Origin of the sequence: Mesorhizobium waimense, assembly GCF_003601975.1 — a bacterium.
Classification (GTDB): domain Bacteria; phylum Pseudomonadota; class Alphaproteobacteria; order Rhizobiales; family Rhizobiaceae; genus Mesorhizobium; species Mesorhizobium waimense.
In genome coordinates this window covers 14,413-38,130 of record NZ_QZWZ01000055.1, presented here as the reverse complement: position 1 = coordinate 38,130, position 23,718 = coordinate 14,413, and the positions used below count along the sequence as shown (strand labels likewise).

Sequence of the window (23,718 nt, the reverse complement as noted above, 5' to 3'; positions counted from 1 at the left end):
CTGCCATTTACGTCTCTACAAGGTTACCTAATATGGGTGGCAAGCCTTTCAATCCACTCGCTCGCCCATGGAGGAGCTCGATCAAAGCCCTGTAGGCAAGACAATGTGGGTCCGGAACAGCGGTTACACATCTACAATGTCTGGTATCGATACATTGCCGGCGACATTAGCAAGCGTATGCGGCTGGCTCACCCAATCTATTCCGGCCTTGTCGTCATTTAGTCCCAGTAGGCAGTCGCCAGCGTGCAGCACCACGACCTCGCGCCGGCTTCGAAAATGCGCGATCATATAGCTGGCTGAATCGCGGCGATGCTCTTTGGACAGGGCGCGGTGTATTTCCCGAATGCGCGCGGTGAGTACCTCGCTCGTTATCTCGCCCTCTGCGCTGAGATACCAATCGACCAGAGCCCGGCTAATCTTACGTGCAAGGTCCCCGCTATCAGGTCCGCTGGTCGAGCCATCCAGAACGACACCAAGCGCCCCGCCCTTGCGAATGCCGACTCCGGCACAGTCGCGGTTGTCTTTGGTCTTCGTGCCGGTTTGGCTGATCCATCTGACGGACACCACCATGTCAGTCACCACCACGGCTTATGGTGACAAAGCGGTCCATAACAATATCCGAGCGGCCCGCCGGTCCGCGAACATTGCCTTCAAGAAAATATTCAAAATCGGCATCTTCCAGCAGGGCCGTGAACTGCTCGGCGATGAATTCACGGACCTCTGCGTCGGCGCCGAGGATTTCGTCGACGATTTCCGGCCTGCCATCAATGATGAGGAGAATGTCCTCCATATCGCGGCTTGTGAAGAGATCGCCCTGGCCGCGGCCAAGATAGGCCTCAAGCTTTGTCGCAACAAACAATTCTGGCGCCAGTCGCTTGATGGTCAGCTCGTCCGTGAGGGCATGATCGACAGACGTCTCTATCCCTCTTGCATACCAGCGGTTACTGAAACCGAGGATGCCGGGATCGTCGGGCATAAAATCGACTTTGAGTTCGCCAAGCCGCATCCGGCAGATGACATTGTCCTCCTGCGACTCGCCAAATCCTCTTTTGCCTCAGCTCTTCTTGCAGCTGCGCCCAGTCAGCATATCCTGCCAGGTCGACAATGAGGTCGACATCGTCCGTCGCCCTGACATCTTCAAGGGTCACTTCGTCGGTAATAAACAAAGCGGTCGTGCATCCGCCGACGAATACCAGCCGCTCCCGAAAGTCGCCTCCCAGCGCCTCAGCTACCGTCTGCAGCATATGGAGCAGCTGGCCTCTGACGGTGGTCATTTCTTCAGAAGCCCTTCAGAAAGACGCTGCCCCGCCAGACCCGCCTCGCGCTGGTTTCCGAGCCGGATTGCGTCGACGAGAGCAAGATACTCGTATAGCCGCTCGTCTTTCTGGACGGCTTCAGGAACACTCTTGAACAAGGGTTCGACCGATTGCCCCATGTCCTTACCTTCTGCATATGGCCAGATGTGTATGTACTCACCGCCGCTGATCAGCAGCCCTTTTAGCATGGGCGCGGCAAAGGCCGTCGGCATGCCGCGCGTGATGCCGCCCGCCTTTGCCGGAAACACAAATTTCAGCCCGTGAACGATAAAGTTATGAAGATTGCGGCGGTTGGGATTGGCCCGGCCCGTCGCTCGATCTTTGATAGCCAGACCTGATACAAGACTGCGCTTGATAGAAGCGTTGATCTCCGTCTTGCTGATCCCGAGTAGCGCTTCCAGGCCGCGAACGGAGTACGGAGCCTCGCCCGTAGAGCCCCAATGAGGCTCCCCGGAGCCAACATGCCCCTCTTGCTCCTGCAAGCTTGCGAGCTTCAGAAGCACGACGATATCCTGACTTTTCATTCCATTCATGCGGCCTGTCCTCTGTCCTAGGACCAAGGACACAGCACCACATCCGGGTATAAAATGTCAACGAAAATGACCAGGCTGCAAGACGCGCCAGCGCAAATATATAGTTATGACAATAACTTAGCTCCCACCAGTCGATCCCGCCTGTACGGCGATGCAACGAGTCCGGCGCCGGTCTCATTCCATCATAAAAGAAGGATGATAGGTCTTGTTTCCCCGGCGATCGAAATCAAGCGGTCAATGATCCCCATAGCACTGGCTGTGGTCGGCCAGAGCCTCGATGATCCGGCAGTCGCAGATGTGGCCGTGACCGCACTCGTCGATCATTCGTGTCAGCTCGCCCTTGAGGGCCGTGAGGCTGGCGATACGACGTTCGATCTCCACCAGATGGTTGCGGGCGATGCTATCGGCGGTATGACAGGAAGCCTGAGGTTCGGCGCTCATCGCTAGCAAGTCGCGGATGTCATCGACCTCGAAACCGAGTTCGCGCGCGTGACGGATGAAGTTGAGGCGATCGACCTCGGCCTTGCCGTAGCGCCGCTGGTTGCCTTCTGTTCGCGGCGGCTTCGGTAGCAGGCCGATCTGTTCATAGAAGCGGATCGTCGGCACTTTGACGGCTGTGCGTCTGGAAAGTTCGCCGATTGGAAGATTCATCAGAAGCCTCTTGATCCTCTAGTGGCTAGAGGTCCTATCATCAACGCCAATGAGTGAGAAGGACCGAGGATGGCCGAAGCAGTGAAGGCGAGATACCGGGTGGGCGGCATGGATTGCGCGGCCTGCGCGACCAAGATCGAGAACGCCGTTGGACGTATTCCGGGCGTTACCGAAGTCGGAGCCTCCTACACGGCCGGCACCATGAACGTCGTCCACGAGAACGTGCCGTTCATTGCGATCCAGAAGGCGGTGAAGTCGCTCGGCTACACGGTGACGTCGCATGATGCGCCTGCGCAGGCGGCGGGCGCGCTCGATGCCGGCGAAGCGCAGCCCGGGCATCCTGAACTCGATGAAGGGCCGTGGTGGAAAACGAAAAAGGCGCTACTGACCCTGAGTTGTGCGGCGGCGCTGGTAATCGCCTATCTCGTCGGCCTGTTGCTGCCTGCCGTGGGCCATTGGGCATTCCTCGCCGCGTTGCTTGTCGGACTTGTTCCGATCGGCCGCAGGGCCGTTGCCGGTGCGGTATCGGGCACTCCCTTCTCGATTGAGACGCTGATGACGATCGCCGCGGTAGGAGCCGTGATCATTGGCGCCACCGAGGAAGCAGCTACTGTCGTTCTCCTGTTCCTCGTTGGGGAACTGCTTGAAGGCGTCGCCGCCGGCCGTGCTCGCGCGAGCATTCGGGGCTTGACGCAGTTGGTGCCAAAGACCGCGTTCCTCGAAGAGGACGGCCAGACTCGGGCAGTGGCGGCTGACAGCCTTCGCGTCGGGTCGATGATCATGGTTCGCCCTGGCGATCGCATCCCCGCCGACGGTGAGATCCTCGAAGGCAGCAGTTCGATCGACGAGGCTCCGGTCACTGGAGAGAGCCTACCGAAACGGAAGAGCGTGGGCGACACGGTCTTTGCCGGCACCATCAACGCTGACGCGGTTCTCCGCATCCGAGTCACCGCGGCCGCCGCCGACAACACCATCGCTCGGGTGGTCAAGCTCGTCGAGGAAGCGCAGGCGAGTAAGGCACCGACGGAGAGGTTTATCGACCGGTTCTCGAAGATCTACACGCCCGGGGTTCTCGTCGTTGGTGCTCTGGTTGCCGTCGTGCCGCCACTCCTGTTTGGGCAGTCGTGGAGCGAGTGGGTCTATAAGGGACTGGCCGTGCTGCTGATAGGCTGCCCCTGTGCTCTAGTCGTCTCGACGCCGGCGGCAATCGCGGCCGGGCTGTCAGCCGGCGCAAGGCGTGGCTTGCTTCTGAAGGGCGGCGCAGTCCTCGAAGGCCTGCGGAAGATCACTGCTATCGCCCTGGACAAAACCGGCACGCTCACCGAAGGCAAGCCGGTCGTCACCGACATCGTCGCGATCGGCCGGGAACAGCGGCAGGTGCTCGCCCTGGCAGCGGCGCTAGAGTCCGGTTCGTCCCATCCACTCGCCCTCGCTATTCTTGCGCGGGCCAATGCCGACAAAGCCCCAATACCGCCGACGTTCGGCGCCCGTGCGATTGGCGGCAAGGGCGTCGCCGGCAAGGTGGGCGGAGAGGATGTGTTCCTGGGATCGCCGCACGCGGTCGAAGAGAAGGTGCTGCTGACCGAGGCACAGAAGAGCCAGATCGCAGCCTACAACGATGACGGTAAGACGGTCTCGGTTCTGCTCGCCAATGACAAGGTAATTGGCGTCTTCGCCATTCGCGATGAAGCCCGGCCGGATGCGGTGACGGCGCTCAAGTCCCTGCGCGACCAAGGCATCGAGACCGTCATGCTCACGGGCGACAATAAGCGGACGGCCGCAGCCATCGGCGGTGCACTCGGCATCGAGGTTCGAGCCGAGCTCCTCCCTGAGGACAAGCAGCGGATCGTTCGCGAGTTGCAGTCCGCGGGCAAGGTCGTGGCCAAGGTTGGTGATGGCATCAACGACGCGCCCGCCCTTGCTGCTGCCGACATAGGCATTGCCATGGGTGGCGGCACCGACGTAGCGCTCGAGACGGCTGACGCCGCGATCCTTCACGGCCGCGTTGCCGACATCCCCAATATGATCGACCTGTCTCGGACGACCATGGGCAACATTGCGCAGAACATCACCATCGCCCTGGGTCTCAAGGCTGTTTTCCTGGTGACGACCATCGTTGGAATCACAGGCCTTTGGCCAGCCATCCTGGCAGACACCGGTGCGACGGTATTGGTAACGGCCAACGCCATGCGGCTCTTAGCGTGGAAGGGGAAGCAATAGACTTGACGTCAGAAGGCGAGCGACGCCGACATTCCCATCTCTGGCCGGGGCGTTCCGCTGGCGCTCGGGTCTGCCCTGCTGTTTGGTGCCGCAGCTCCGTTGTCCAAGCTCTTGATCGGTTCCATCGATCCCTGGCTGCTCGCCGGCATTCTATCCTTGGGCGCCGGCTGTGGCTTGACGATCTTACATGGAGGGCGGCGGCTCATCGGCCTTCCCAGTCCTGAGGCGTCGCTGCGTAGAGCGGACCTACCCTGGTTGGCGGCCGTTGTCATATTCGGCGGCGTGCTGGGGCCGCTGCTGTTGATGCTCGGCCTCTCCATGACGAGTGCGTCCGCGGGCTCGCTGCTGCTGAATGTCGAGGGTCTGGCGACGATGGTCATCGCCTGGGTCATCTTCCGCGAAAATGTCGACCTTCGCTTGCTGTTTGGTGCGGTTGCCATCCTCGCGGGAGCGGTCCTGCTTTCATGGACCGGTGACGGCTTTCGTCTAGACGCCGGCAGCCTGCTGGTCGTGGCCGCATGCGTGAACTGGGGCATCGACAACAATCTGACGCGGAAACTGTCGGCGAGCGATCCAGTCCAAATCGCCATGATCAAAGGATTGGTCGCTGGAACGACCAACCTGGTGCTGGCCCTGGCCGTCGGCGCCTCGCTGCCATCGGCAACCCTCTTTGCCGCAGGGGTCATCGCCGGCTTTCTTGGGGTTGGGGTCAGCCTGGTGATGTTCATGCTGGCCCTGCGCCATCTAGGGACCGCTCGAACGGGCGCGTATTTCTCGCTCGCCCCGTTCATAGGTGCGGTTCTTGCTTTGGCTCTGTTCCGCGAGCCGATCACCGGCCAGCTCGCCGTGGCGGCTGCGTTGATGGGCATCGGACTCTGGCTACATCTTCGCGAGAGGCATGAGCACGAACATGCCCATGACCCGATCGAACATGACCACCTCCACACCCATGATGAGCATCATGACCACCATCACGAGGGGCCGGTGACCGAGCCGCATTCGCACTGGCACCGCCACGCGCCCTTGCGCCACAGCCACGCCCACTATCCCGACCTTCATCATCGGCACGGGCACCGCGGTTGACTGGTCGGTATGTCTGTTAGAGCAGGAACTGCCCCGCGACGCCGGCGACCACAACGACCAACCAGGGCGGCGTCTTCCACACCAGAAGCGACACGAACGCCGTCGCGGCGATCGCCATGGCCATTGGCGAAATGATGCCCTCGGTAAACACCGGATCGTAAAGGGCCGCGGCGAGCAGGCCGACAACACCATTCTGGGAGCAGTTGCGCGATGCGGCCGAAGGTAACTACGACTTCGGGAACGTCCACCTTGGCGAGACGAGGAACGGGGAGACGCCTTTCAAGCTCGTTCCGGACGATCATCCGGACGTGACTGTTGAAGGAACGATCGCCGCGAAGTTGGGGAGCGAGATCGTGACTGTGACTTCGCGCGGAGGCCCGTTGGACGACAGCACGAAGGACCGGACGGTCAAGTTCTGTCGATTCGAAGACCTGGGAACGGAGTCGTGATCGGTCTATCCGTGTTTGGCGGCTATCCGCCGCATGCCGTACGCAGTCTACGTATTGAGAACAGAACCCATCCACGGTAGGCTCTCTATCGTTATGTCGTGGCCAACCAGAAAGGTCTTTGCATTGCTGCTCGCAGCGTTTGTCGCTGCGGGGCTCAGCCTTTCTGCCGTCCAGGCCAGCGACATGGCCGTCAAGATGGGCATGTCATCCGGCATGGATATGTCGGGCGACGGCGACTGCTCCGGATGTCCGGAGCAGGCGCCCGACGGAAAGGGTATGACCGCCTGCCCGTCCGTATGCGTGGTGCCGGTGGTGGCGCTGCCGCCACAAATTTCATCTGCCGAAGTCGCGGTCTCGCTTCCGCGCCTGTCACCGCCTCTCTTTCCAGTCCTCTACGGGCGGCACGCGCCACCCGATCCATACCCTCCCAGACCCACCGACTTCGCCTGACGCGTTCCCGGCCGCCAGCGGCCGGTTGCTGCGCATGTGCATCCACGCGCTCGTCGTGCGGTGCGCCTTCGACGATGGCCGCGAGGGCATTCATGCCCTCGCTTCGGTCATCCGTGATCAGATGTTGAAGAGTGATCTGTAGCCATGCATTCCAGCCTTTCCATGTCCCGCAGGAGCCTGCTCCGCGCGGGAGCCTGCCTTGCCCTCTGTGCGCTGTCGCCGCCGGGACGAGCCTCGCCGTCGGCTGTCCGCGAAATCCGGATTGTCGCGGCTCCGACCTCCGCTCCGCTGACCGGGAAGGGCGAGGTCGATGTCTGGGCTTATGGCGGCCAGATTCCCGGTTCTGAGCTTCGCCTTCGTCAGGGCGAGCCCGTGCGCATCGTCGTCGAAAACCGCCTTGAACAGGACACCACCGTGCATTGGCACGGCATCAGGCTGCCGAACGCCATGGACGGCGTTCCTGGCCTGACGCAGCCGCCGATCAGGCCGGGCGAATCTTTCGTGTATGAATTCACGCCGCCCGATGCCGGAACCTTCTGGTACCATCCGCACGCCAATAGCCTGGAGCAGCTCGGCCGCGGCCTCGCCGGCGCGCTGATCGTGGATGAGGCCGAGCCGATCCCAGTGGATCGCGACCTTCTCTGGGTGCTGGCGGACTGGCGCATTGACGAGAGCGGCCAGATCTGGCCCGGCTTCGGCAACATGATGGAAGCCGGCATGTCGGGAAGGGTCGGCAACACAGTCACGCTGAACGGTGCAGTGCCCGCAGACCAGCCTGTCCGCGCAGGCGAGCGCATTCGTCTCAGGCTGCTGAATTCCTCGCTGGCGCGCATCATGGCGCTGAGGTTGGAGGGACATGATCCCGTGATCATCGCCCGCGACGGGCAACCGTGCGATCCGCACGTGATCGAGGGCGGCCGTCTCCTGCTCGGTCCAGCCATGCGGGTGGACCTTCTGATCGACATGCAAGGCGAGCCCGGCAGGCGCTATCAGGTCACGGACGAATTCTACGAGGGTTTGGGATACGAACTGACCGGGTTCGCCTATTCCAATGAGCTTGCGCTCCGAACCACAGCGCTCGACCCGTTACGCCTGCTGCCGAATCCTTTGTCTGAACCGGATCTCGCCAACGCCCTTCGCCATGAGCTGACGCTCGAAGGCGGCATGATGAGCCTCATGATGGGCGGAGGCATGATGCACGGCATGCGAGGCATGTCGGGCATGGGACAGGCCGTCTGGTCGATCAATGGAACATCTATGACCGGAGACGGCCACGCGGGCATGAAGCCGCTGTTCGCCCTGGAGCGCGAAGGAAGCCATCTCATCACCATACGAAACCAGACCCGCTGGTGGCACCCGATGCACCTGCACGGCTTCAGCTTCCGTGTGCTGACCCGTAACGGATCGTCCGTTCCGCACAACCAGTGGGCCGACACCGTGCTGCTTGCTCCGGAAGATGCCGTTGAGATCGCCTTTGTTGCCGACAACCCCGGAGACTGGATGCTCCACTGCCACGTCACTGACCATCAGATGGCCGGACTCATGACTGTCCTTCGCGTCTGAGATTTTCGAACAGAAACCCGACCAACCGAGAAAGGAACTCAAAATGTTGCGCATTCTTGCTCTTGCCGTCCTCATGGCCGCGGGCCTCTCCTTCGCCCAGGCCGACGAGACGCTGAAAGCGACGCTCTGGAAGAACCCGCAATGCGGCTGCTGCGAAGGCTACGCCGATTACCTTAGACAGAACGGCTTCGAGGTCGACGTAAAGCCGACCAACGACCTTGCCTCCATCAGCAGCAAGGCGGGGGTTCCTGCCAATTTCCAAGGCTGCCACACGATGTTCATCGACGACTACGTCGTCGACGGGCATGTTCCGGTGAAGACGATAAGGAAGATGCTCTCCGAACGTCCCGACATCGCCGGGATCACTCTACCCGGCATGCCGATGGGCTCTCCCGGCATGGTCGGCGAGAAGACCGAGCCATTCACGATCTTCTCAGTCGCCAAGGACGGCAAGCAGCCCACCGTCTATGCAACGGAGTGATGGGCATGCCTTATCTCAAGCTCTGCGCCGTTGCCGCAGTACTGTTGGTGACCACCACCGGATTCGCCCGTGCGCACTCGATCGGCGAAGTGGAGGAGATGCTTGGCGAGGAGGAAAAGTATTTCCAGACAATCGACAAGCCTGCGCCGGATTTCACTTTGAGGACGGCCGATGACCGCGTCGTGCGGCTCGCCGACCTTCGCGGTAAGGTCGTCGTCCTGAACTTCGTCTACACCTCCTGTCCCGACATCTGCCCGCTTCACGCGGAACGGATCGCCGAGATCCAGCGCCTGATCAAGGACACGCCGATGCGAGACCGCGTTGCCTTCGTCACCGTCACCACCGACCCCTCGAACGACACGCCCGACGTCATGCGCGACTACGGAGCGGCGCATGGTCTCGATGCAGCCAACTGGACGTTCCTGACGACGACGCAGGATGAGCCCGAGGACGCAACCCGCAAGCTGGCAGAGGCCTACGGCCACAAGTTCGCGAAGACCGAAGACGGGTACCAGATGCACGGCATCGTCACCCACGTCATCGACAGGCAAGGAGTATGGAAGGCGAATCTCCACGGGCTGCAGTTCGATCCCGTGAACTTGGTGACGTTCGTCAACGCGCTCACCAACGACACCAGCCGTCCGCATCCGCACCCGAAGAAGAGCTGGTGGGACTGGATCACCGAATGAAGCCTGCAGCGCGTCGGGGGAGAGCGATCCTGGTCCTCGCGGCTTTCGCAGCGGGCGCAGCGGCTGCCGTGTTCGGCGGATACACTTGGCTTGCCCGGAATCCGGTGGGTCTCCTCAATCCCCATGACGCAGGCGTCCTCGCGCGCGGCCAGGCCGTTTATCTGCAACAATGCGCCTCCTGCCACGGCCGAAACCTGGAGGGACAGCCCGACTGGCAAACACGTGACAAGGACGGTTTCCTCCCGGCGCCGCCACACGACGAGACCGGACACACCTGGCACCACCCGGATCGGCTGCTGTTCGACATCACGAAGCTTGGCGTGGCGGAAGCCGCCAACCTCAAGGACTACAGGACGCGCATGCCGGCATTCGACAAAGTGCTTGTCGACGACGAAATCATCGCCGCGCTGTCGTACATCAAATCGAGGTGGCCCGAAGAGCTTCAGCGGCGCCACGACGAACTCAATCGAGTTTATGCGACGAGAAATCACTGAACACCGCGGAAGCAGTGATTGGCCTTCCATCGGTCGGAGGCTCCGATCGCTCTAATCTGTCACGGACAGCGCCCTGGTGACTTCCGCCTTCAGGTCCTTATGCGCATGGGGGGCGGCGGGCTTCACACCCCTGAGATCCGCGCAGGGTGAGCTTGCGCAAGAACTCGGTCCAAGAGGCACCTCAGGCGCTCGGCGTCGACGAACGCCGCACATCGGCCGGTCTACGAAACAGCGTCTCGATCAGCGGGCATTCCGGCAGCGTGCCGTCTCCGCACTGGCGCACCACGTCCTTCAGAACCTGCTCCATGCGCCTGAGGTCCGCGATCTTCGCGCGCACATCGTCAAGGTGGGTCGTCGCTACGATGCGAACGTCGGCGCAAGGCCTGTCTCGTTCGTCGACAAGCCGCAGTAGTTCCCGGACTTCCTCGAGAGAGAAACCCAACTCACGCGCCCTCAAGATGAAGCGAAGGCGCCGTTCATGACCCGTGTCATAGCTTCGGTAACCACCGGGCGTGCGCGGCGGCTCCGGCAGCAGCCCGATCTTCTCGTAGTACCGCACGGTCTCCAGGTTACTGCCCGTCCGCCGGGCCAATTCGCCTCGTTGTAGGCCCTTCACCAAGCCGTGATCGCGCACTGCAAAATTCCCTCTTGAGCCTGTAGTTGCTACAGACCGGATCTTAGGGCTGATACTGAATTTCGGCAATCAGCGACGGATGAGATGGAAACATCGTCTCTTGGAAGGATAAGGCAGGCGCCGGCAGAGGACTTGGCGCGCAGCGAAGCTGGACGCCAGCGCCTGCTGGTCGCGGGCGGCCTGTTAGGCGCGCTCGCCGCCTCCTCTTGCTGCATCGTCCCACTGGTGCTGTTCAGCCTCGGCATCGGCGGCGCGTGGATTAGCAACCTCACCGCGCTCGCTCCCTAAAGCTGCTGTTTGTGATCGGCACGTCCGCTCTCCTCGGGTACGGCTTCCTCCGGGTCTACGGGGCGCCCAGACAGGCCTGTGTTGACGATGACACTTGCGCACGCCCGCTGCCCAATCGACTCGTCAAGGTGGGCCTCTGGTCGGCGACCGCGCTCGTGACTGCTGCCTTTGCCTTCGACTACGTCGCGCCGGTGCTACTGGGCGCGTGACAGGAGGAGAGCTGCCGCCATGCGCAAATTCGTGAGCGTCCTGCTGACCACCGGCACCCTCGTGGCTGCCTCGGCCTCCTTCGCGGCCGAACGCACGGTCACCTTCGTGATCGACAACATGACGTGCGCGTCCTGCCCTTACATCGTGAAGGCGTCCATGGGCTCGGTAATCGGTGTCGCAGAGGTCGCAGTCTCGTTCGAGCCGAAGACTGCAACCGTCACCTTCGACGATGCGGAGACCAGCGTCGAGGCCATAGCCGCCGCCAGTGCAAACGCCGGCTACCCAGCTCATCCCCAACAAGGAAGCTGACGCGCCGCGACCTCGCCCTCTTCAAGGAAAGGCCCACCCCAATGAGCGACTGCTGCGCGCCCAACTCTACCTCTGACCTCGGCTCGACCGCCGTCCTACCGAGTTTCTCGATGCGGCCCGGCGTGACATTCCCGGACTGGTCGGTGGTGACATCCCCTGTGGTTCGCGAGGCCCTCGAGGCAATGCTCAGCTCGGACCATGTCCTGCACCGCTGGAGCGGCTACTCGGCCGCCGTCGACAGCGTGCGCGCCGCGCTGCTCCGCCTCTACGCGGACAATGACAAGGCACCCTCATTCGCGATGCTGGCCGCTCAAGCGGGACTAACCGAAGCAGCGTTGCAGCCGCTTGTAGAGGAGCTTCGTCAGCGCGATCTTGTCGTCCTCAGGGGTGGCCAGATCGTCGGAGCGTATCCCTTCACGAACCGGAACACAGGGCACCGGATCTGTCTGGACGGCCACGACGTCAACGCGATGTGCGCGGTCGACGCGCTCGGTATTGGTGCCATGCTCGACCGTGACATCCAGATAACGTCCCGCTGTTGGCATTGCGGCGCGCCCATCAAGGTCAAGACGCGGGACCGCGGCCGTGGGCTGGAGCGGGTCGAGCCTGAGACAGCCGTAGTCTGGCTGAGCGTGCGGTACGAGGGCGGCTGTGCAGCGAACTCCCTTTGCTCGGTGACCGCCTTCTTCTGCAGCGACGACCACCTCGCCGCGTGGCGCAGCCAACGCCCTGCCGATGAGCCGGGCTTTCGACTGTCGATTGAGGAGGCGCTGGAGGCGGGTCGAGCGATCTTCGGCCCGATCCTCGTCGGATTGCAGTCCGGCGTCACGCGTGCCGACCCTGTCTCACCGGCTGTCAGTCGCTCTGGCGTGCGCGCGCAGAATGGCGCCGGTTATGACCTTGCTATCATCGGGGCCGGCTCTGCAGGCTTTTCGGCGGCCATCACTGCGGCCGACCAGGGAGCGCAGGTCGCTCTCATCGGTAGCGGCACCATCGGCGGTACTTGCACCAACATCGGCTGCGTCCCCTCAAAGACACTCATCCGAGCTGCTGAAACGCTTCACAACGCCCGCGCGGCGGCACGCTTCGCCGGCATTACCGCCGACGCTGAGGTCACCGACTGGCTGGCGACAGTTCGGCAGAAAGACGCCCTGGTCGCGCACATGCGTCAGACGAAGTATGTCGACCTGCTGCCGGCTTACAACGGTATCGCCTATCAGGAAGGTCCCGCGCGCCTCGTCGAAGGTGGAGTGGATGTTCACGGAAAGCGGATCACCGCCGACCGGATCATCATCGCGACCGGGGCCCGACCCATGATCCCGAGCATCCCCGGTATCGAAGCAGTGCCCTATCTTACCAGCACGATGGCACTGGACCTTCAGGAGCTGCCGGCGTCCCTGCTGGTTATCGGAGGCGGTTACATCGGCGCCGAGCTTGCACAGATGTTCGCGCGCGCCGGCGTCAAGGTGACGCTCGTCTTCCGCTCGCGCTTGTTGCCCGAGGCCGAGCCTGAGATCAGCGTGGCCTTGACCACTTACTTCGGGGACGAGGGGATCGACGTCGTCTCTGGGGTCACCTATCGGTCAATCCGCGCGACTGCGACAGGCGTTGCCCTCGCGGTTGAACGCAATAGCCGGCACGTCACGTTGGCCGCCGAGCGCGTCCTCCTCGCCACCGGGCGCACACCAAACGTCGAGGGGCTTAGTCTCGCTGAGAACGGCATCGCCCTCACAGCGAAGGGCGGCATCGCCGTCGATGACCGGATGCGCACTACCCGCTCCGGCACCTATGCTGCTGGCGACGTTACGGGCCGCGATCAGTTCGTATACATGGCCGCTTACGGTGCCAAGTTGGCTGCGAGGAACGCACTCAATGGCGATAGCCTGCGTTACGACAACTCGGCGATGCCGACCATTGTGTTCACCGATCCGCAGGTTGCCAGCGTTGGTCTGACAGAAGCCGGTGCCCGCGCAGCAGGACATAAGGTCCGTGTATCGACCATTCACCTCGACCAAGTGCCGCGCGCATTGGCCGCTCGGGACACCAGAGGGCTTATCAAGCTGGTCGTGGAAGGGGACACTGGCCGGCTGCTCGGGGCGCACGTTCTGGCACCCGAGGGTGCCGACAGCATCCAGACCGCAACTTTGGCGATCACCTGCGGGCTCGCGGTTCAGCAGCTCGCAGCCACGATCTTCCCCTACCTGACCACAGTGGAAGGCTTGAAGCTCGCGGCGCTGTCGTTCGACAAAGACGTGGCGAAGCTCTCCTGCTGCGCCGGCTAGACCTCTCCGTGCGGCGCGCTGTAGAGACGCTCAGTTCCCAGCTTTGGTGCCAACCACCGTCACGCTCTTGACATGCAGGTCTGCGTGGCATTCGCTTCCAAGCTGTTCGAGACATGCGGCCGCATGGTCGCGATGCCGGATTGAGCAGCACTCCGCTTCCGACCCATACCTCTGAGCGCGCCCGAAGAGACTCGAAGTCCGCGGCCGGGCGGACCGCAGTTTGTACAGATCCCTATTCGCGCGGGAGTGCGATTTCCTAGCCGGATGCCGCCGGTCATCCAAAACCGGTTTAAAAACCGGCTTAATTTCGGAAAATAAGCCGGTATGAGCTGGAGCGAAATCTTAGAAAGATAAGCGATATCAATTGGTTGTATGGCGCACCGGACGAGATGAAACTGGGCACTGCTATGTCATTGCTGCGCCTCTCGATTTCTGAGATCACCGCTTGGAGCGGAAGGTCCGCCTTGCGCCTAGGCGGTCATTCAAACACAGGCGAGCCCACTCATGCCGGCAATCCCGCCTTGATGAGCCCTTCGCGGAGAAGCTCCCGGTCATCGGCGCGTTCGAGGAGGACGCTCTTGCGCATGTATTCGGCCGTCGAGAATTCGGGCTGCAACCGCAGCACCTCCGCCACCGCTACCTGTGCCTCTGCGGTCCGTTCCAGCTGGGCGTAGCAGGCCGCCAGCCGTGCACTCGACCACGAGCTCGGCAGGGTCATCTGCTTGAACGCCTGCGCGGCCTCTGCAAAGCGCCGAAGCGAATAAAGGGCGATGCCGAAGTGAACATCGTACCAGCGAAAGTGTAGTGGGTTGAGGCGACGAGCAGCCTCCAGACAAACCAGTGCTTCTTCGGGTCTGCCACGAAAGGCCAGCAAGCGGCCCTTCATAATCAGTCCATCTGCATCATTTGGGTTCAGGTCGAATGCCCGCCGGAGATATTGCTCGGCCATGTCGTACTCACGACGGTAGAGACAGATGGTCGACAGTATTCGGTCGCAGCGGCTCTCGAGGGGGTCGAGTTCGATCGCGTGCTTTGCCTCGGTGAACGCCGCGTCCAGCACCTCGGTCGGTGCGGCGGCGTGACCGTGCAGTACCACCTTCACGAATGCGAGATACGAATGCGCCACGGCATACCTGGGATCGAGGGCAACCGCCTTCTCGAACATCTCGAGGGCTTGCTGATTGGCAGTGTCCGCGTCACTCCGAAAGTGGGCCATGCCGCGCAGCAAGCAGTCGTAGGCGGCAAGGCTGGTTGTCGGCTTTCGGAGCGATTGCTGAAGTCTCGCATCCTCAATTCGCCCGACCAGCGTCGACACAATGGTCTGCGCAACTTCGTCCTGCACCGTGAAGACGTCGTCGATACTGCGATCGTAGCGCTCGGCCCAAAGATGCGCCCCAGTCGCCGCCTCGATCAGCTGCGCGGTGATCCGCACGCGTGCCCCGGCCCGCCGCACACTTCCTTCGACAAGATATGACACGCCAAGCTGCCGTCCGATCTCGGCGAGGGTGGTCGCCTTGCCGCGAAAGGCGAAGGAGGAGTTGCGGGCGATCACGAACAGCGAGCGGAAGTGCGCCAGTCCGGTGACGATGTCTTCGGTGATGCCGTCGCTGAAGTATGTCTCTTCGAGCTGGCCGCTGAGATTGTCGAAGGGGAGCACAGCGATGGACGGCCTGTCGGGCACGGGCAACGGTGTGCTAGCTGCAGCCCTGGCCGGTTCCTTGGCCCAGCCCCAGACACGGACCGGCTGTGCGATGTTCCTTAGCGTGCGCTCGCCAATATCCTCGAAGGCGAAGCCGGTCTTGCCGGCCAGCTGTTTCTGCACGGCATCTGCGATGCATATGCCCCCAGGCTCGGCCAGTGCCTCAAGTCGCGCGGCGATGTTCACGCCATCCCCGAGCAGGTCACCTCCCTCCACCACAACGTCACCAACGTTGATGCCGAGGCGGAACACGATACGACTCTCGGGCGGGACCTCCTGCTGATGGACGGTCACCCCCTCCTGCACTGCGACCGCGCACGCTACGGCATCTACAACGGAGCCAAATTCGACGATTGCGCCATCGCCCATCAGCTTGACGATACGGCCCCTATGATCTGCGATTAGCGGGTCCAATACCTCTGAGCGAAGAACTCTGATCGCGGCGAGCGTGCGCGCCTCGTCCGTTTCGATCAGGCGCGAGTAGGCCACGATGTCGGCGACCATGATCGCAGCGAGCCGCCGCTCCACCCGAACACTTGGCATAGGCGCCCTCCAGCGTATGGTCCGGTTGGCTGTGCGTCTCAATCGTCGCAGCTTCGACCATAAACCGCAACCGGCGTGCAGTTGGATGTTTCCTTGGCGACTCGGTCATTCGAGTGAAGGGCCGCCTTTGAGTGTCAGAACCCGGACGTCACGCTGACACGATTTGGAATGTACATCCCGATTGGCGCACCGGAGAGGATGAAACTGGGCACTGCTATGTCATTGTTGCTGCGAGGCATTTGCAAACGCAAGGCAAGCGCGGCGCAGCTGTCTCCGTCCACGAAACCGGCTGTAACGCGGTGGCCGTCGGGATGGGCAAGGCAGCCGGCTAACGAATTTCGGCCTAGGCTGATGCCGTCTCGGACAGGATCAATGCTGAACCCCAGATACACGAAGGCACCCGCCTGTTCGGCACCTCTCTTGACGGCGGACGCTGCCTTAGTTCACCTTTTGCACCGTCGGCGGCATCCACGAATCCTCGGTCACCGCCGTCTTCGGCCAGTAGCCCGGCAGCCGCGCTCGCGCCTTGACTGCCGAGTGCGGTCGAGCGGCGGCTCGGGGCCGTGTCGCCGGACTATTGCGCCGGCGCCGGTATCGGCAGGATGCTTGAGACCTTCCAGCCGCCCGGCGTCTTGGCCAGCACCATATTCATCAGGAATCGCATTGGTTGCGGCTGTTGGCCCGGTGCACCGATCGTGAAGTTGATCGGGATGTAGATTTGCGCCGCCCCATCTCCGATCATCATAACTTTCAAGCCTGAAACCTCGGGATCGAGACGCCACGTCCCCTCATAGAGCGAAGCGAAGCGCTTGAGCGCCGCATCCGCCCCCCAGACCGGCGTTCCGCGCGTGATCCAGAGAAAACTCGGCGAGCCCAGCAGCAGAGATTCCACCGCCTTGACATCGTGGGCGTTTTGAGCGGCGACGAAGCGATCGAACGTTGCTCGCACCTCATCTTCAGGCGCCGCGACAGCGGATCTGATCATGAGGGACATGAGCATGAGCGCGATGCATGCGGCCCAGCGCCTTGCGATGTGATTGTGAAACAGGCCGATCCGACCAGTCTTGCTGACTACGCGATTCATAGTCCGCTCTCCCTTTCCTGCGTGTGAGGGTCGCCATCCGGCTCGGCGTGACCGCCCGTTCCGGCGTAGAGGCAATCATCCAGGCGCAGGCGGCCGGCGTCCTTGGAAATCCCTTAAGTTTTTCCTGAAGATTCCCTAAGCTGCCCTAATGGACGCCTTGCAGGATCAGGCCTTCGCGTTTGGCGACTTCGTCCTTGTACCCAAGGAGCGCCTGTTGCTGTGCGATGGGGAACCTGTCCCTCTGACCGGCAAGGCCTTCGATCTGCTCGTTGTTCTCGTCCGCCATAGCGGGCATCTGGTCACCAAGGACGAGCTGTTGCAGGAGGTCTGGCCCAACACCTTCGTGCAAGAGACGAACCTGACGGTGAACATCTCGGCTCTGCGCAAGGTCTTGGGGCGCGGGGACAACGGGAACGGAATTATCCAGACGGTGCCCGGCCGCGGCTACCGCCTTGTAGCGCCGGTCGTGGCGCGCGAGGCGGCACCGGCCTCGATCTTGCGCGTCGAATCCGCGGACAACGACCTTGATGCCGCGCCGAACTCGCAACCTGTTGCGCCGATCGGTGCCGCGCGACACCTCGGCGGGGTCACGCATCGAGGGTGGGCGATCCTTGCCGCCGCCGTCGTGTGCGTCGCGATCGGGGCGATCGCGCTGTGGCGCGCGCAGCCCGAAAACACCAATGTCCCGTTCGGCTCGGTGGCCGTGCTGCCTTTCGCCAGTGATAGTTCGGGCAACAATTACTTGGCCGATGGTCTGACCGAAGCCATACTCAATGGGCTCGTGCAATTGCAGAGCCTGCGCGTCGCACCCAGGGCCAGCGCATTTCGCTTCAAAGGGTCGGCCGTCGGACCAAAGGACGCCGGCCTTGAGCTCGGCGTCGCGGCGGTCGTGACCGCAACCATATCGCAGCAAGGCACTGACCTGAGAATACAGGTTGACCTAGTCGACGTCGCCCTTGACTCCCAGATCTGGGGCGCTCGATACCAAGGCGACGTATCCGAACTGGTTCATTTGCAGACCAGAATTCTGCAGGATCTCCCACGCGCATTGAGATTTCCGCTCTCCGATCAGGAGACTCGGCGGATTGCCCGACCCGTCACCGACGACGCGGACGCCTATCGCGCTTATCTCCAAGGCCGCCACGAATGGGGCCAGAGATCGGAAGCCGCCTTGAAACGGGCCATCGAACGGTTTCGACACGCCGTCGCGATCGATCCGGAGTTTGCGGCTGCCTATTCGGGGCTCGCGGACTCCTATTCGATCCTGGGCTATCTGAGCTATCTCTCTCCGGCGGAGACCTTTCCTGAAGCAAAGCGCCACGCCACAAAGGCGCTGGAGTTGGATGCAACGCTGGCCGAGGCGCACGCTTCCCTAGGCTTCGTAAAATTGTATTTTGAGTGGGATTGGGTTGGAGCCGAGACGGCATTTCAGCGCGCGATCGCGCTTGATCCGAACCACGCGGCGTCACACCAATGGTACAGTATCTATTTGCTGGCCGCTGGCCGGCCCACGGAGGCATTCCGCGAAATTCAGTTCGCGCAGCAGCGTGATCCAGTCTCGCTGCCAGTCAACACCGACCTTGGATTCTACTACTATTACACCGGACAGTACGAAGAGGCGGTGAAGCAATTGAACTTCGTGCTGGAGATGAACCCAGATTTTCCACCCGCGCATCTCTGGCTTGGCCGGGCCTACCAGGAGCTGGGCAAGTTCGACGAGGCGCTCAGTGCATTTCATCGGGTCGAGGACCGCGTCCGCGATTGGCCCGTCTCGATTGCAGCACGGGGATTCGTTGCCGGCGCGGCCGGACGACCCACGCTTGCTCTTCAGGCGCTCACTGAACTGGAACAACTGTCAAGCCGACGGTTTGTGACCTCCTACGGCATTGCGCTCATCCATGCCGGCCTTGGTCAAGACGACGAAGCCTTCGCCTCGCTCAACAAAGCCTTCGATGAGAGGTCGAACTGGCTGGTCTGGTTGCGCCTTGATCCGCGCTGGAACGCGCTGCGGCCCGATCCACGATTTACGGAACTCGTGAGCCGGATGCGATTTCCGCCTTAGGTTGAGCGGTCACCCACCCCTCTGCGGAGCGATGGATCCGGTCGATGCACCTGTGGGTCACGCCGGCCGGGAGCTGTTCCTTTCAGGAGATCGGCACGACGGCCGCTTGGAGGCGCGCGATGCTGGGGATCAGTTCCTCCCGCGAAGACCATCCAAATTTCGAACGAGGCTGTGCCGTTCGGGCGGGCCGCGGTCGAGATTGATGGACCGTGGTGGTCTGTAACGCTGATATTCAATGCTCAGTGTCTGAGGCCGTGTCGATCTATTCCAGCGGAGAAGAGAGCGCTTGCACGCGCAAGAGGTCGCTTCGGATCAACTGAAGCCTTTGAGGCAAGCCTCAACTATCCGGCTTTGGAATGCACATTACAGAATGGCGCGCCCGACAGGATGAAACTGGGCACTCGTATGTCATTGTTTGTGCTATCTAATAACTGTAGCGGCGGTCCGCTTTGGATGGAAACTGCCATTTCCTTCGTCAATCTCAACGGGCAAGGAGCGCCAGAAGCCGCCATTCGACTCTCACATTCTCAGTTCTTTAGTTCGCGCTTGAGTTCGTTGAGGAAGCGCCAGTCCGTGCCGTTGGCGATAATCGTCTTGGGACTCGACTTGATCAGGCCCGCTTCGTGGAGCCGCAACGCGTAGAAGCGGATCGTATCCTCAGGGTCGCGTTCCGCGTTGTAGGGTACGTCCTTCAGTGTCTGCAGCGCATGGTCATACCGCGCAGTGAAACCACCATCGACCATCTGCCGAGCAACCCATTCCGGTTCAGTCATGCAGAGATCGGTTGCTTTGAGAAAAGCGCGCAACACGCGCTTGGTGGCGACCGGATAACTTTGGACGAAATTCGTGCTTGCCGCCAACATGCAGCAGAAATATTGAGACCATGGATTGTCCAAGGCACTGTTAACAAGCACACGACCGACGCCCCGCGCGCGCAGTTCCTGTGGCTCGGGTGGAAAGCCAAGGAATGCGTCGATCTTCCCCTCGGCGAACAGCTCCATCGGCTTCGCCGAAGTACTCGTGACCCAATTGATGTCGGCGCTGGGGCTAAGCCCGACCTGACTTGCGATAACGCTCAAGAACCGGTGTGGCGGGGATCCGAGCGACGGCACGCCCACACTCCTGCCCTTCAAGTCACGGGCGCTCTGAATGCGACTGTTTACGAACAGCTCGAAGCAGCCGGGGTGCACTCCCGCCAATACGGTGATTGGGTTCCCAGCGTCTATTGAAGCGACGAAGGTTGTCACAAACGTCAGGCTGAAGTCCGCCTCGCCCTGCGCAGTGGCTTTGGTCAGCTCCGCCGATTGCACCGGAACATAACGAAGCTCGGCAAAGCCTTCTGCGCGGAGCAGCTCGCCTACAACGAACATCGGGGCGACACAAATGCCTCCGGGGGCCTTTTCAATGCGTATGATGGGGGTCTCTGGCGTCGGCTCCGCATGAAGCGATTTGAACCCACCAACGAAGCCAGCGGCGCCAGCCACTGAGGCGCTAGCCAAAAAGCGACGACGACTCTGCACGATCGGCATGAAAGCCTCCTCTCCGGTAAGTCCCAGCCCCTCGCAATCTCAGATCTTCGCGCGGGCGGAGCGCCTTCCGCCCCCGTCCTTCGCCATTGGCCTTCGGCTGCGAGGATCACCGCACGCTTGCGTATCAAGCGATGCCTGTGACGTGAAGATGATACGCCAAATCGCGAGCTGAAGCAGCAATCGAGATTGGCCTATGTCGGCTTGGGGTCATTGTCGCAAGTTCAGCGGAGGACGGGCGAGTTTCTGCTTGGAGTCGGAAAGCCGACCCCAGTGCCCAGTTTTGTTCTGGAGTGGTGGAAATTTGGCGCGCCCGAAGAGATTCGAACTCCTGACCCCCAGATTCGTAGTTTACTTTTGTGATTCGCCGAGAGTATCCAATTGTTCTCCATAGTCATAAATGCATCTTTCATTTCAGTTATTTGCGCAGAACCGCGCATTTTGGCGTGGACACACTATCTGATCCCATGCGAGTCTAAAACCGGCTGAAAAACCGGCTGACTTTTCTGGCCGGCAAGCACTAAACTTGCAGGAATCGCACTATGGCCGACATCCGTATCCTCATCAACGACAAGACAGTTAGCGACCTTAAGGCGCCTGGTTCGGGACAGTATCGCGCCCGCGACACCCAGCTTAGAGGCTTCCACGTCATCGTCGGCAGGCGAAGCAAGACATTCGCCGTTCAAGGAGACCTGCGGAAGGATGGCAAGCGCGTTGCATCAATCTCAGTACGGATCGGCGACGGGGAGACGATGTCTACACGCGAGGCGCGCGCAACAGCAAAGACATACCTCGCGCAGATTTCCAAAGGGAAGCACCCCCATCCCAAAGACATTCCACCGCATGGAAACGATACCTCACTGGTCAACCGGAATGAGGCAGCACGACCTGATAACGCCCCGGAAGGTGTCACCCTAAGGCAGGCGTGGGAGCGCTATTGCGACGCTCATCTCATCCGGAAAGGCCGGAGCAAAGGAACGATCGAGGGTTATCGTGACCACGTGGAGCGCCTTTTTAGGAATTGGCTCGACATCCCATTGCGGGAGCTGGGCGACGATCCCGGCAAGGTCATTGCCAAGCACGACGAAATCACGAACGAGCATGGTCCGTATATTGCGAATGGCAGCATGCGGACGCTGCGCGCTATCTATAACCATGCGCGCAAGGCGCATCGCTATCTCCCAGCCGACAACCCAGCTAGCGTCGTTGATTGGAACTCGGAAGAACGCAGAAACAGCGCGATGGGACTGGGCGACTTGCCAAATTGGTTCCGGCAAGTCGCGGCGTTAGCCAATCCCATTCGCCGCGAGTACCATCTATTCTCCCTGCTCTCGGGATGCCGGCCCACGGCCCTGATGGAGGCGAAGCCGAAGGATCTCAGCCTCCGCCGCCGGGTCCTGCACATTCCGCGTCCTAAGGGCGGCGCAGACCATGCCTTCGACATTCCGCTGTCGCGCCAAATGATCTCATGCCTTGTGCGAGTGATCCGGTTTAACCGGCATTGCTATCCTCTCCAGGCCAACGACTGGCTATTCCCAGCGGATAGTGGCAGCGGGCACTTGGCCGAACAGAAGGAGCGCCGGGACGTCCTCGCCAAGTGGGGTAATGATTTGCGGCAGACGTTCCGGACCCTGGCGACGCCGGCCGGTGTCTCGGAGTTCGACGCGCGTTTATTGATGAACCATGCCATTCCGGGCGTTAACGCAGGTTACATTTCTCGTCATAAGCTGCTCGAGGACCACCTGCGCGCGCAGCAGCAGGCAATCAGCAGCACGATGTTTGGCGCCTTAGGCAATCTGATCGCCAAGGAGGCAGCCGTTCGTTCCTGGCTCGGTCCACGCGCTACACAACAGACAATAGAGGCCGCCAAACGGGACGCTGACGGGGAGGCCTTGCGCAGAGCTGCCTAGACCAGGAATTGTGCCACCTTTGGCTGTCGCTGCGGAAGCTAAGGGCCGAACAAAAGTCGATCCCGGAACGAAGGCTGGTGCAAAGTTGGCCGAGAGTCGTCGATAATTCCGGATTGGAGTTGATGACGACATTGGGATGCAATGCGCGCGGCTACTCCCTGTTCACTAGTCTAGGCAAACTTCGTGCAGACCGATGGTGGTTGAGGCCTATGGGCATTTAGTCCAACCTTGACTGAGCGGTGGCGGCCGTCGTGTGCGAGCCCCGCTCAGTCAGCCCAATGGACTGCGCGAATGAACTGCTCACGCGTCAGCGCGCAGAGCGCGAATTCACCTTTCTGAAGGGGCGTACCGCCTGTCAGGCGCCGCGCCAAGGCATCGCCAGCGAGGAAGAAAATATGGCCTTGCCAATCAAAGAAGACGTGCGCGGACGCACGCTTCCATTTCTCGATAAATTGTTTGCTGCGGCCCATCCACCGCATGATGGCATAGGTCTGCCCTTCGATAACCTGAATACGCTTGCTGAAATCTAGCGAGAAGCCAAAGCTATATCCTGCAAAGGTTGACTCGTTGTGGACATGCACGAGCCAGAACATGCGATGTGCCTTCTTATAGAAAGCCTCCCGTGCAGCTCGCTCTTCCTCGGAAATTGAGGAATGCTGTAGCTCCAGAACCGTCGCACGCGCTGTGCTGGCACCGCAAAGCACGTCGGCCCTGTGATGCTCCCCTGTCATAGAATCGATTAGGTTGATTTCGCGGCATCTTAGATCGAACTGATCTTTCCAGCCCAGATGCCACTGTCCCTCGGATTCACTCCAAGGATCACAGTCTCCCGCCTTGTGGCGCCAATGCGGGACGTTCTCGACTGGGATGACCGAAGTCAGCGCGCCTCCGCAATCGGGGCATGTCGTGTGCTCACCCTTAGCGAGGGGCGGCCGTTTGACCCCATCGATCCATGCGTACAGCATTTGAAGTTCCTTGCGCTCCGGCGTCCGCCTTCATCGAATTGGTACGATTCGGTAATTCTTTGCGATGCTACGGTCTATGCAAATGAAAGGTGGGACGATGGCCTACAATCACGTTCTCCAGGAAGAGAAAAATGCCCTTCACGATGAAATCGCCGAGATCGAGGAGAAGCTGAAATCTTCTCGCCTGTCGCCTGCAGAACTTGCTGAACTCAAGAAGCGAGCGGAGGCGATCCGTCAGCGGTTGCGAGCTATTCGGTGAAATTCCTTCTGGTCGCGA

Annotated in this window: 23 protein-coding genes; 14 read left to right on the top strand and 9 right to left on the bottom strand. The window is 61.3% G+C overall.

From position 1 onward, the window contains the following. Positions 1-123: 123 nt before the first annotated feature. The 4 genes from D3227_RS34930 to D3227_RS34915 form a co-directional block, all read right to left on the bottom strand. Positions 124-570 (bottom strand): PP2C family serine/threonine-protein phosphatase, encoded by a 447-nt coding sequence (locus tag D3227_RS34930; protein ID WP_120018679.1) that lies wholly within the window; start codon positions 568-570, stop codon positions 124-126. 1 nt (position 571) lies between these two features. Then, a complete protein-coding gene (locus D3227_RS44165; RefSeq protein ID WP_342634040.1) occupies positions 572-1,006 on the bottom strand; it encodes a hypothetical protein in 435 nt (144 codons plus the stop codon). Positions 1,007-1,270: 264 nt separating this feature from the next. Beyond that, the gene (locus tag D3227_RS34920; protein ID WP_120018678.1) at positions 1,271-1,840 is read right to left on the bottom strand and encodes a hypothetical protein; all 570 of its coding nucleotides are present in this window, start codon (positions 1,838-1,840) and stop codon (positions 1,271-1,273) included. A gap of 243 nt (positions 1,841-2,083) precedes the next feature. Continuing rightward, on the bottom strand, positions 2,084-2,500 hold the full coding sequence (locus D3227_RS34915) for a MerR family transcriptional regulator (RefSeq protein WP_120018677.1): 417 nt from the start codon (positions 2,498-2,500) through the stop codon (positions 2,084-2,086). Between the two features lie 69 nt (positions 2,501-2,569). On the opposite strand from D3227_RS34915, the gene D3227_RS34910 reads away from it, so the two are divergent. From D3227_RS34910 to D3227_RS34870, 8 genes are all read left to right on the top strand, one after another. Further along, positions 2,570-4,720, top strand: coding sequence for a heavy metal translocating P-type ATPase (locus D3227_RS34910; protein ID WP_120018676.1), 2,151 nt, complete (start codon positions 2,570-2,572; stop codon positions 4,718-4,720). Between the two features lie 99 nt (positions 4,721-4,819). Continuing rightward, the gene (locus D3227_RS34905) at positions 4,820-5,803 is read left to right on the top strand and encodes a DMT family transporter (RefSeq protein WP_245452046.1); all 984 of its coding nucleotides are present in this window, start codon (positions 4,820-4,822) and stop codon (positions 5,801-5,803) included. A gap of 203 nt (positions 5,804-6,006) precedes the next feature. Beyond that, positions 6,007-6,252, top strand: a complete 246-nt coding sequence (locus D3227_RS34895) for a hypothetical protein (RefSeq protein ID WP_120018674.1) — start codon at positions 6,007-6,009, stop codon at positions 6,250-6,252. 123 nt (positions 6,253-6,375) lie between these two features. Beyond that, on the top strand, positions 6,376-6,702 hold the full coding sequence (locus D3227_RS42330; RefSeq protein ID WP_208646539.1) for a hypothetical protein: 327 nt from the start codon (positions 6,376-6,378) through the stop codon (positions 6,700-6,702). A gap of 162 nt (positions 6,703-6,864) precedes the next feature. Continuing rightward, positions 6,865-8,265: a multicopper oxidase family protein gene (locus tag D3227_RS34885; protein ID WP_342634039.1), complete on the top strand. Its 1,401-nt coding sequence runs from the start codon at positions 6,865-6,867 to the stop codon at positions 8,263-8,265. A gap of 73 nt (positions 8,266-8,338) precedes the next feature. After that, a complete protein-coding gene (locus D3227_RS34880) occupies positions 8,339-8,746 on the top strand; it encodes a DUF411 domain-containing protein (protein ID WP_245452047.1) in 408 nt (135 codons plus the stop codon). Positions 8,747-8,751: 5 nt separating this feature from the next. Next, positions 8,752-9,435 carry an SCO family protein gene (locus tag D3227_RS34875; protein WP_120018681.1) on the top strand — a complete coding sequence of 228 codons (684 nt, stop codon included), beginning with the start codon at positions 8,752-8,754 and terminating at the stop codon, positions 9,433-9,435. After that, positions 9,432-9,929 (top strand): c-type cytochrome, encoded by a 498-nt coding sequence (locus tag D3227_RS34870; protein WP_120018670.1) that lies wholly within the window; start codon positions 9,432-9,434, stop codon positions 9,927-9,929. The genes D3227_RS34875 and D3227_RS34870 overlap by 4 nt, the downstream gene beginning before the upstream one ends. Positions 9,930-10,110: 181 nt before the next feature. Here the strand turns inward: D3227_RS34870 and D3227_RS34865 are convergent, their stop codons facing one another. Next, positions 10,111-10,563, bottom strand: a complete 453-nt coding sequence (locus D3227_RS34865; RefSeq protein WP_120018669.1) for a MerR family transcriptional regulator — start codon at positions 10,561-10,563, stop codon at positions 10,111-10,113. 132 nt (positions 10,564-10,695) lie between these two features. On the opposite strand from D3227_RS34865, the gene D3227_RS44160 reads away from it, so the two are divergent. The 3 genes from D3227_RS44160 (at position 10,696) to merBA (ending at position 13,652) form a co-directional block, all read left to right on the top strand. Then, a complete protein-coding gene (locus D3227_RS44160; protein ID WP_342634038.1) occupies positions 10,696-10,851 on the top strand; it encodes a mercuric transporter MerT family protein in 156 nt (51 codons plus the stop codon). 228 nt (positions 10,852-11,079) lie between these two features. Beyond that, positions 11,080-11,370, top strand: coding sequence for a cation transporter (locus tag D3227_RS34855; protein WP_120018668.1), 291 nt, complete (start codon positions 11,080-11,082; stop codon positions 11,368-11,370). Between the two features lie 41 nt (positions 11,371-11,411). Beyond that, complete coding sequence (gene merBA, locus D3227_RS34850; protein ID WP_120018667.1) at positions 11,412-13,652, top strand: bifunctional organomercurial lyase/mercury(II) reductase MerBA; 2,241 nt, start codon at positions 11,412-11,414, stop codon at positions 13,650-13,652. A gap of 502 nt (positions 13,653-14,154) precedes the next feature. On the opposite strand, the gene D3227_RS34845 is transcribed toward merBA, so the two are convergent. Together D3227_RS34845 and D3227_RS34840 are read right to left on the bottom strand one after the other, a co-directional pair. Beyond that, the gene (locus D3227_RS34845; protein WP_120018666.1) at positions 14,155-15,894 is read right to left on the bottom strand and encodes an adenylate/guanylate cyclase domain-containing protein; all 1,740 of its coding nucleotides are present in this window, start codon (positions 15,892-15,894) and stop codon (positions 14,155-14,157) included. A 574-nt stretch (positions 15,895-16,468) separates the two neighbouring features. After that, positions 16,469-16,978: a nuclear transport factor 2 family protein gene (locus D3227_RS34840; RefSeq protein WP_120018665.1), complete on the bottom strand. Its 510-nt coding sequence runs from the start codon at positions 16,976-16,978 to the stop codon at positions 16,469-16,471. A 148-nt stretch (positions 16,979-17,126) separates the two neighbouring features. On the opposite strand from D3227_RS34840, the gene D3227_RS34835 reads away from it, so the two are divergent. Further along, entirely contained in the window at positions 17,127-19,040 is a 1,914-nt protein-coding gene (locus tag D3227_RS34835; protein WP_120018664.1) for a tetratricopeptide repeat protein, read from the top strand. 527 nt (positions 19,041-19,567) lie between these two features. On the opposite strand, the gene D3227_RS34830 is transcribed toward D3227_RS34835, so the two are convergent. Then, positions 19,568-20,569, bottom strand: coding sequence for an ABC transporter substrate-binding protein (locus D3227_RS34830; protein ID WP_120018663.1), 1,002 nt, complete (start codon positions 20,567-20,569; stop codon positions 19,568-19,570). Between the two features lie 539 nt (positions 20,570-21,108). Between D3227_RS34830 and D3227_RS34825 the strand changes: the two genes are divergently transcribed. After that, on the top strand, positions 21,109-22,476 hold the full coding sequence (locus D3227_RS34825) for a tyrosine-type recombinase/integrase (RefSeq protein WP_120018662.1): 1,368 nt from the start codon (positions 21,109-21,111) through the stop codon (positions 22,474-22,476). A gap of 266 nt (positions 22,477-22,742) precedes the next feature. Here the strand turns inward: D3227_RS34825 and D3227_RS34820 are convergent, their stop codons facing one another. Continuing rightward, a complete protein-coding gene (locus D3227_RS34820) occupies positions 22,743-23,441 on the bottom strand; it encodes a competence protein CoiA family protein (RefSeq protein ID WP_120018661.1) in 699 nt (232 codons plus the stop codon). Positions 23,442-23,538: 97 nt separating this feature from the next. On the opposite strand from D3227_RS34820, the gene D3227_RS41985 reads away from it, so the two are divergent. Beyond that, positions 23,539-23,700: a hypothetical protein gene (locus tag D3227_RS41985; protein WP_167480993.1), complete on the top strand. Its 162-nt coding sequence runs from the start codon at positions 23,539-23,541 to the stop codon at positions 23,698-23,700. Positions 23,701-23,718: the final 18 nt, after the last annotated feature.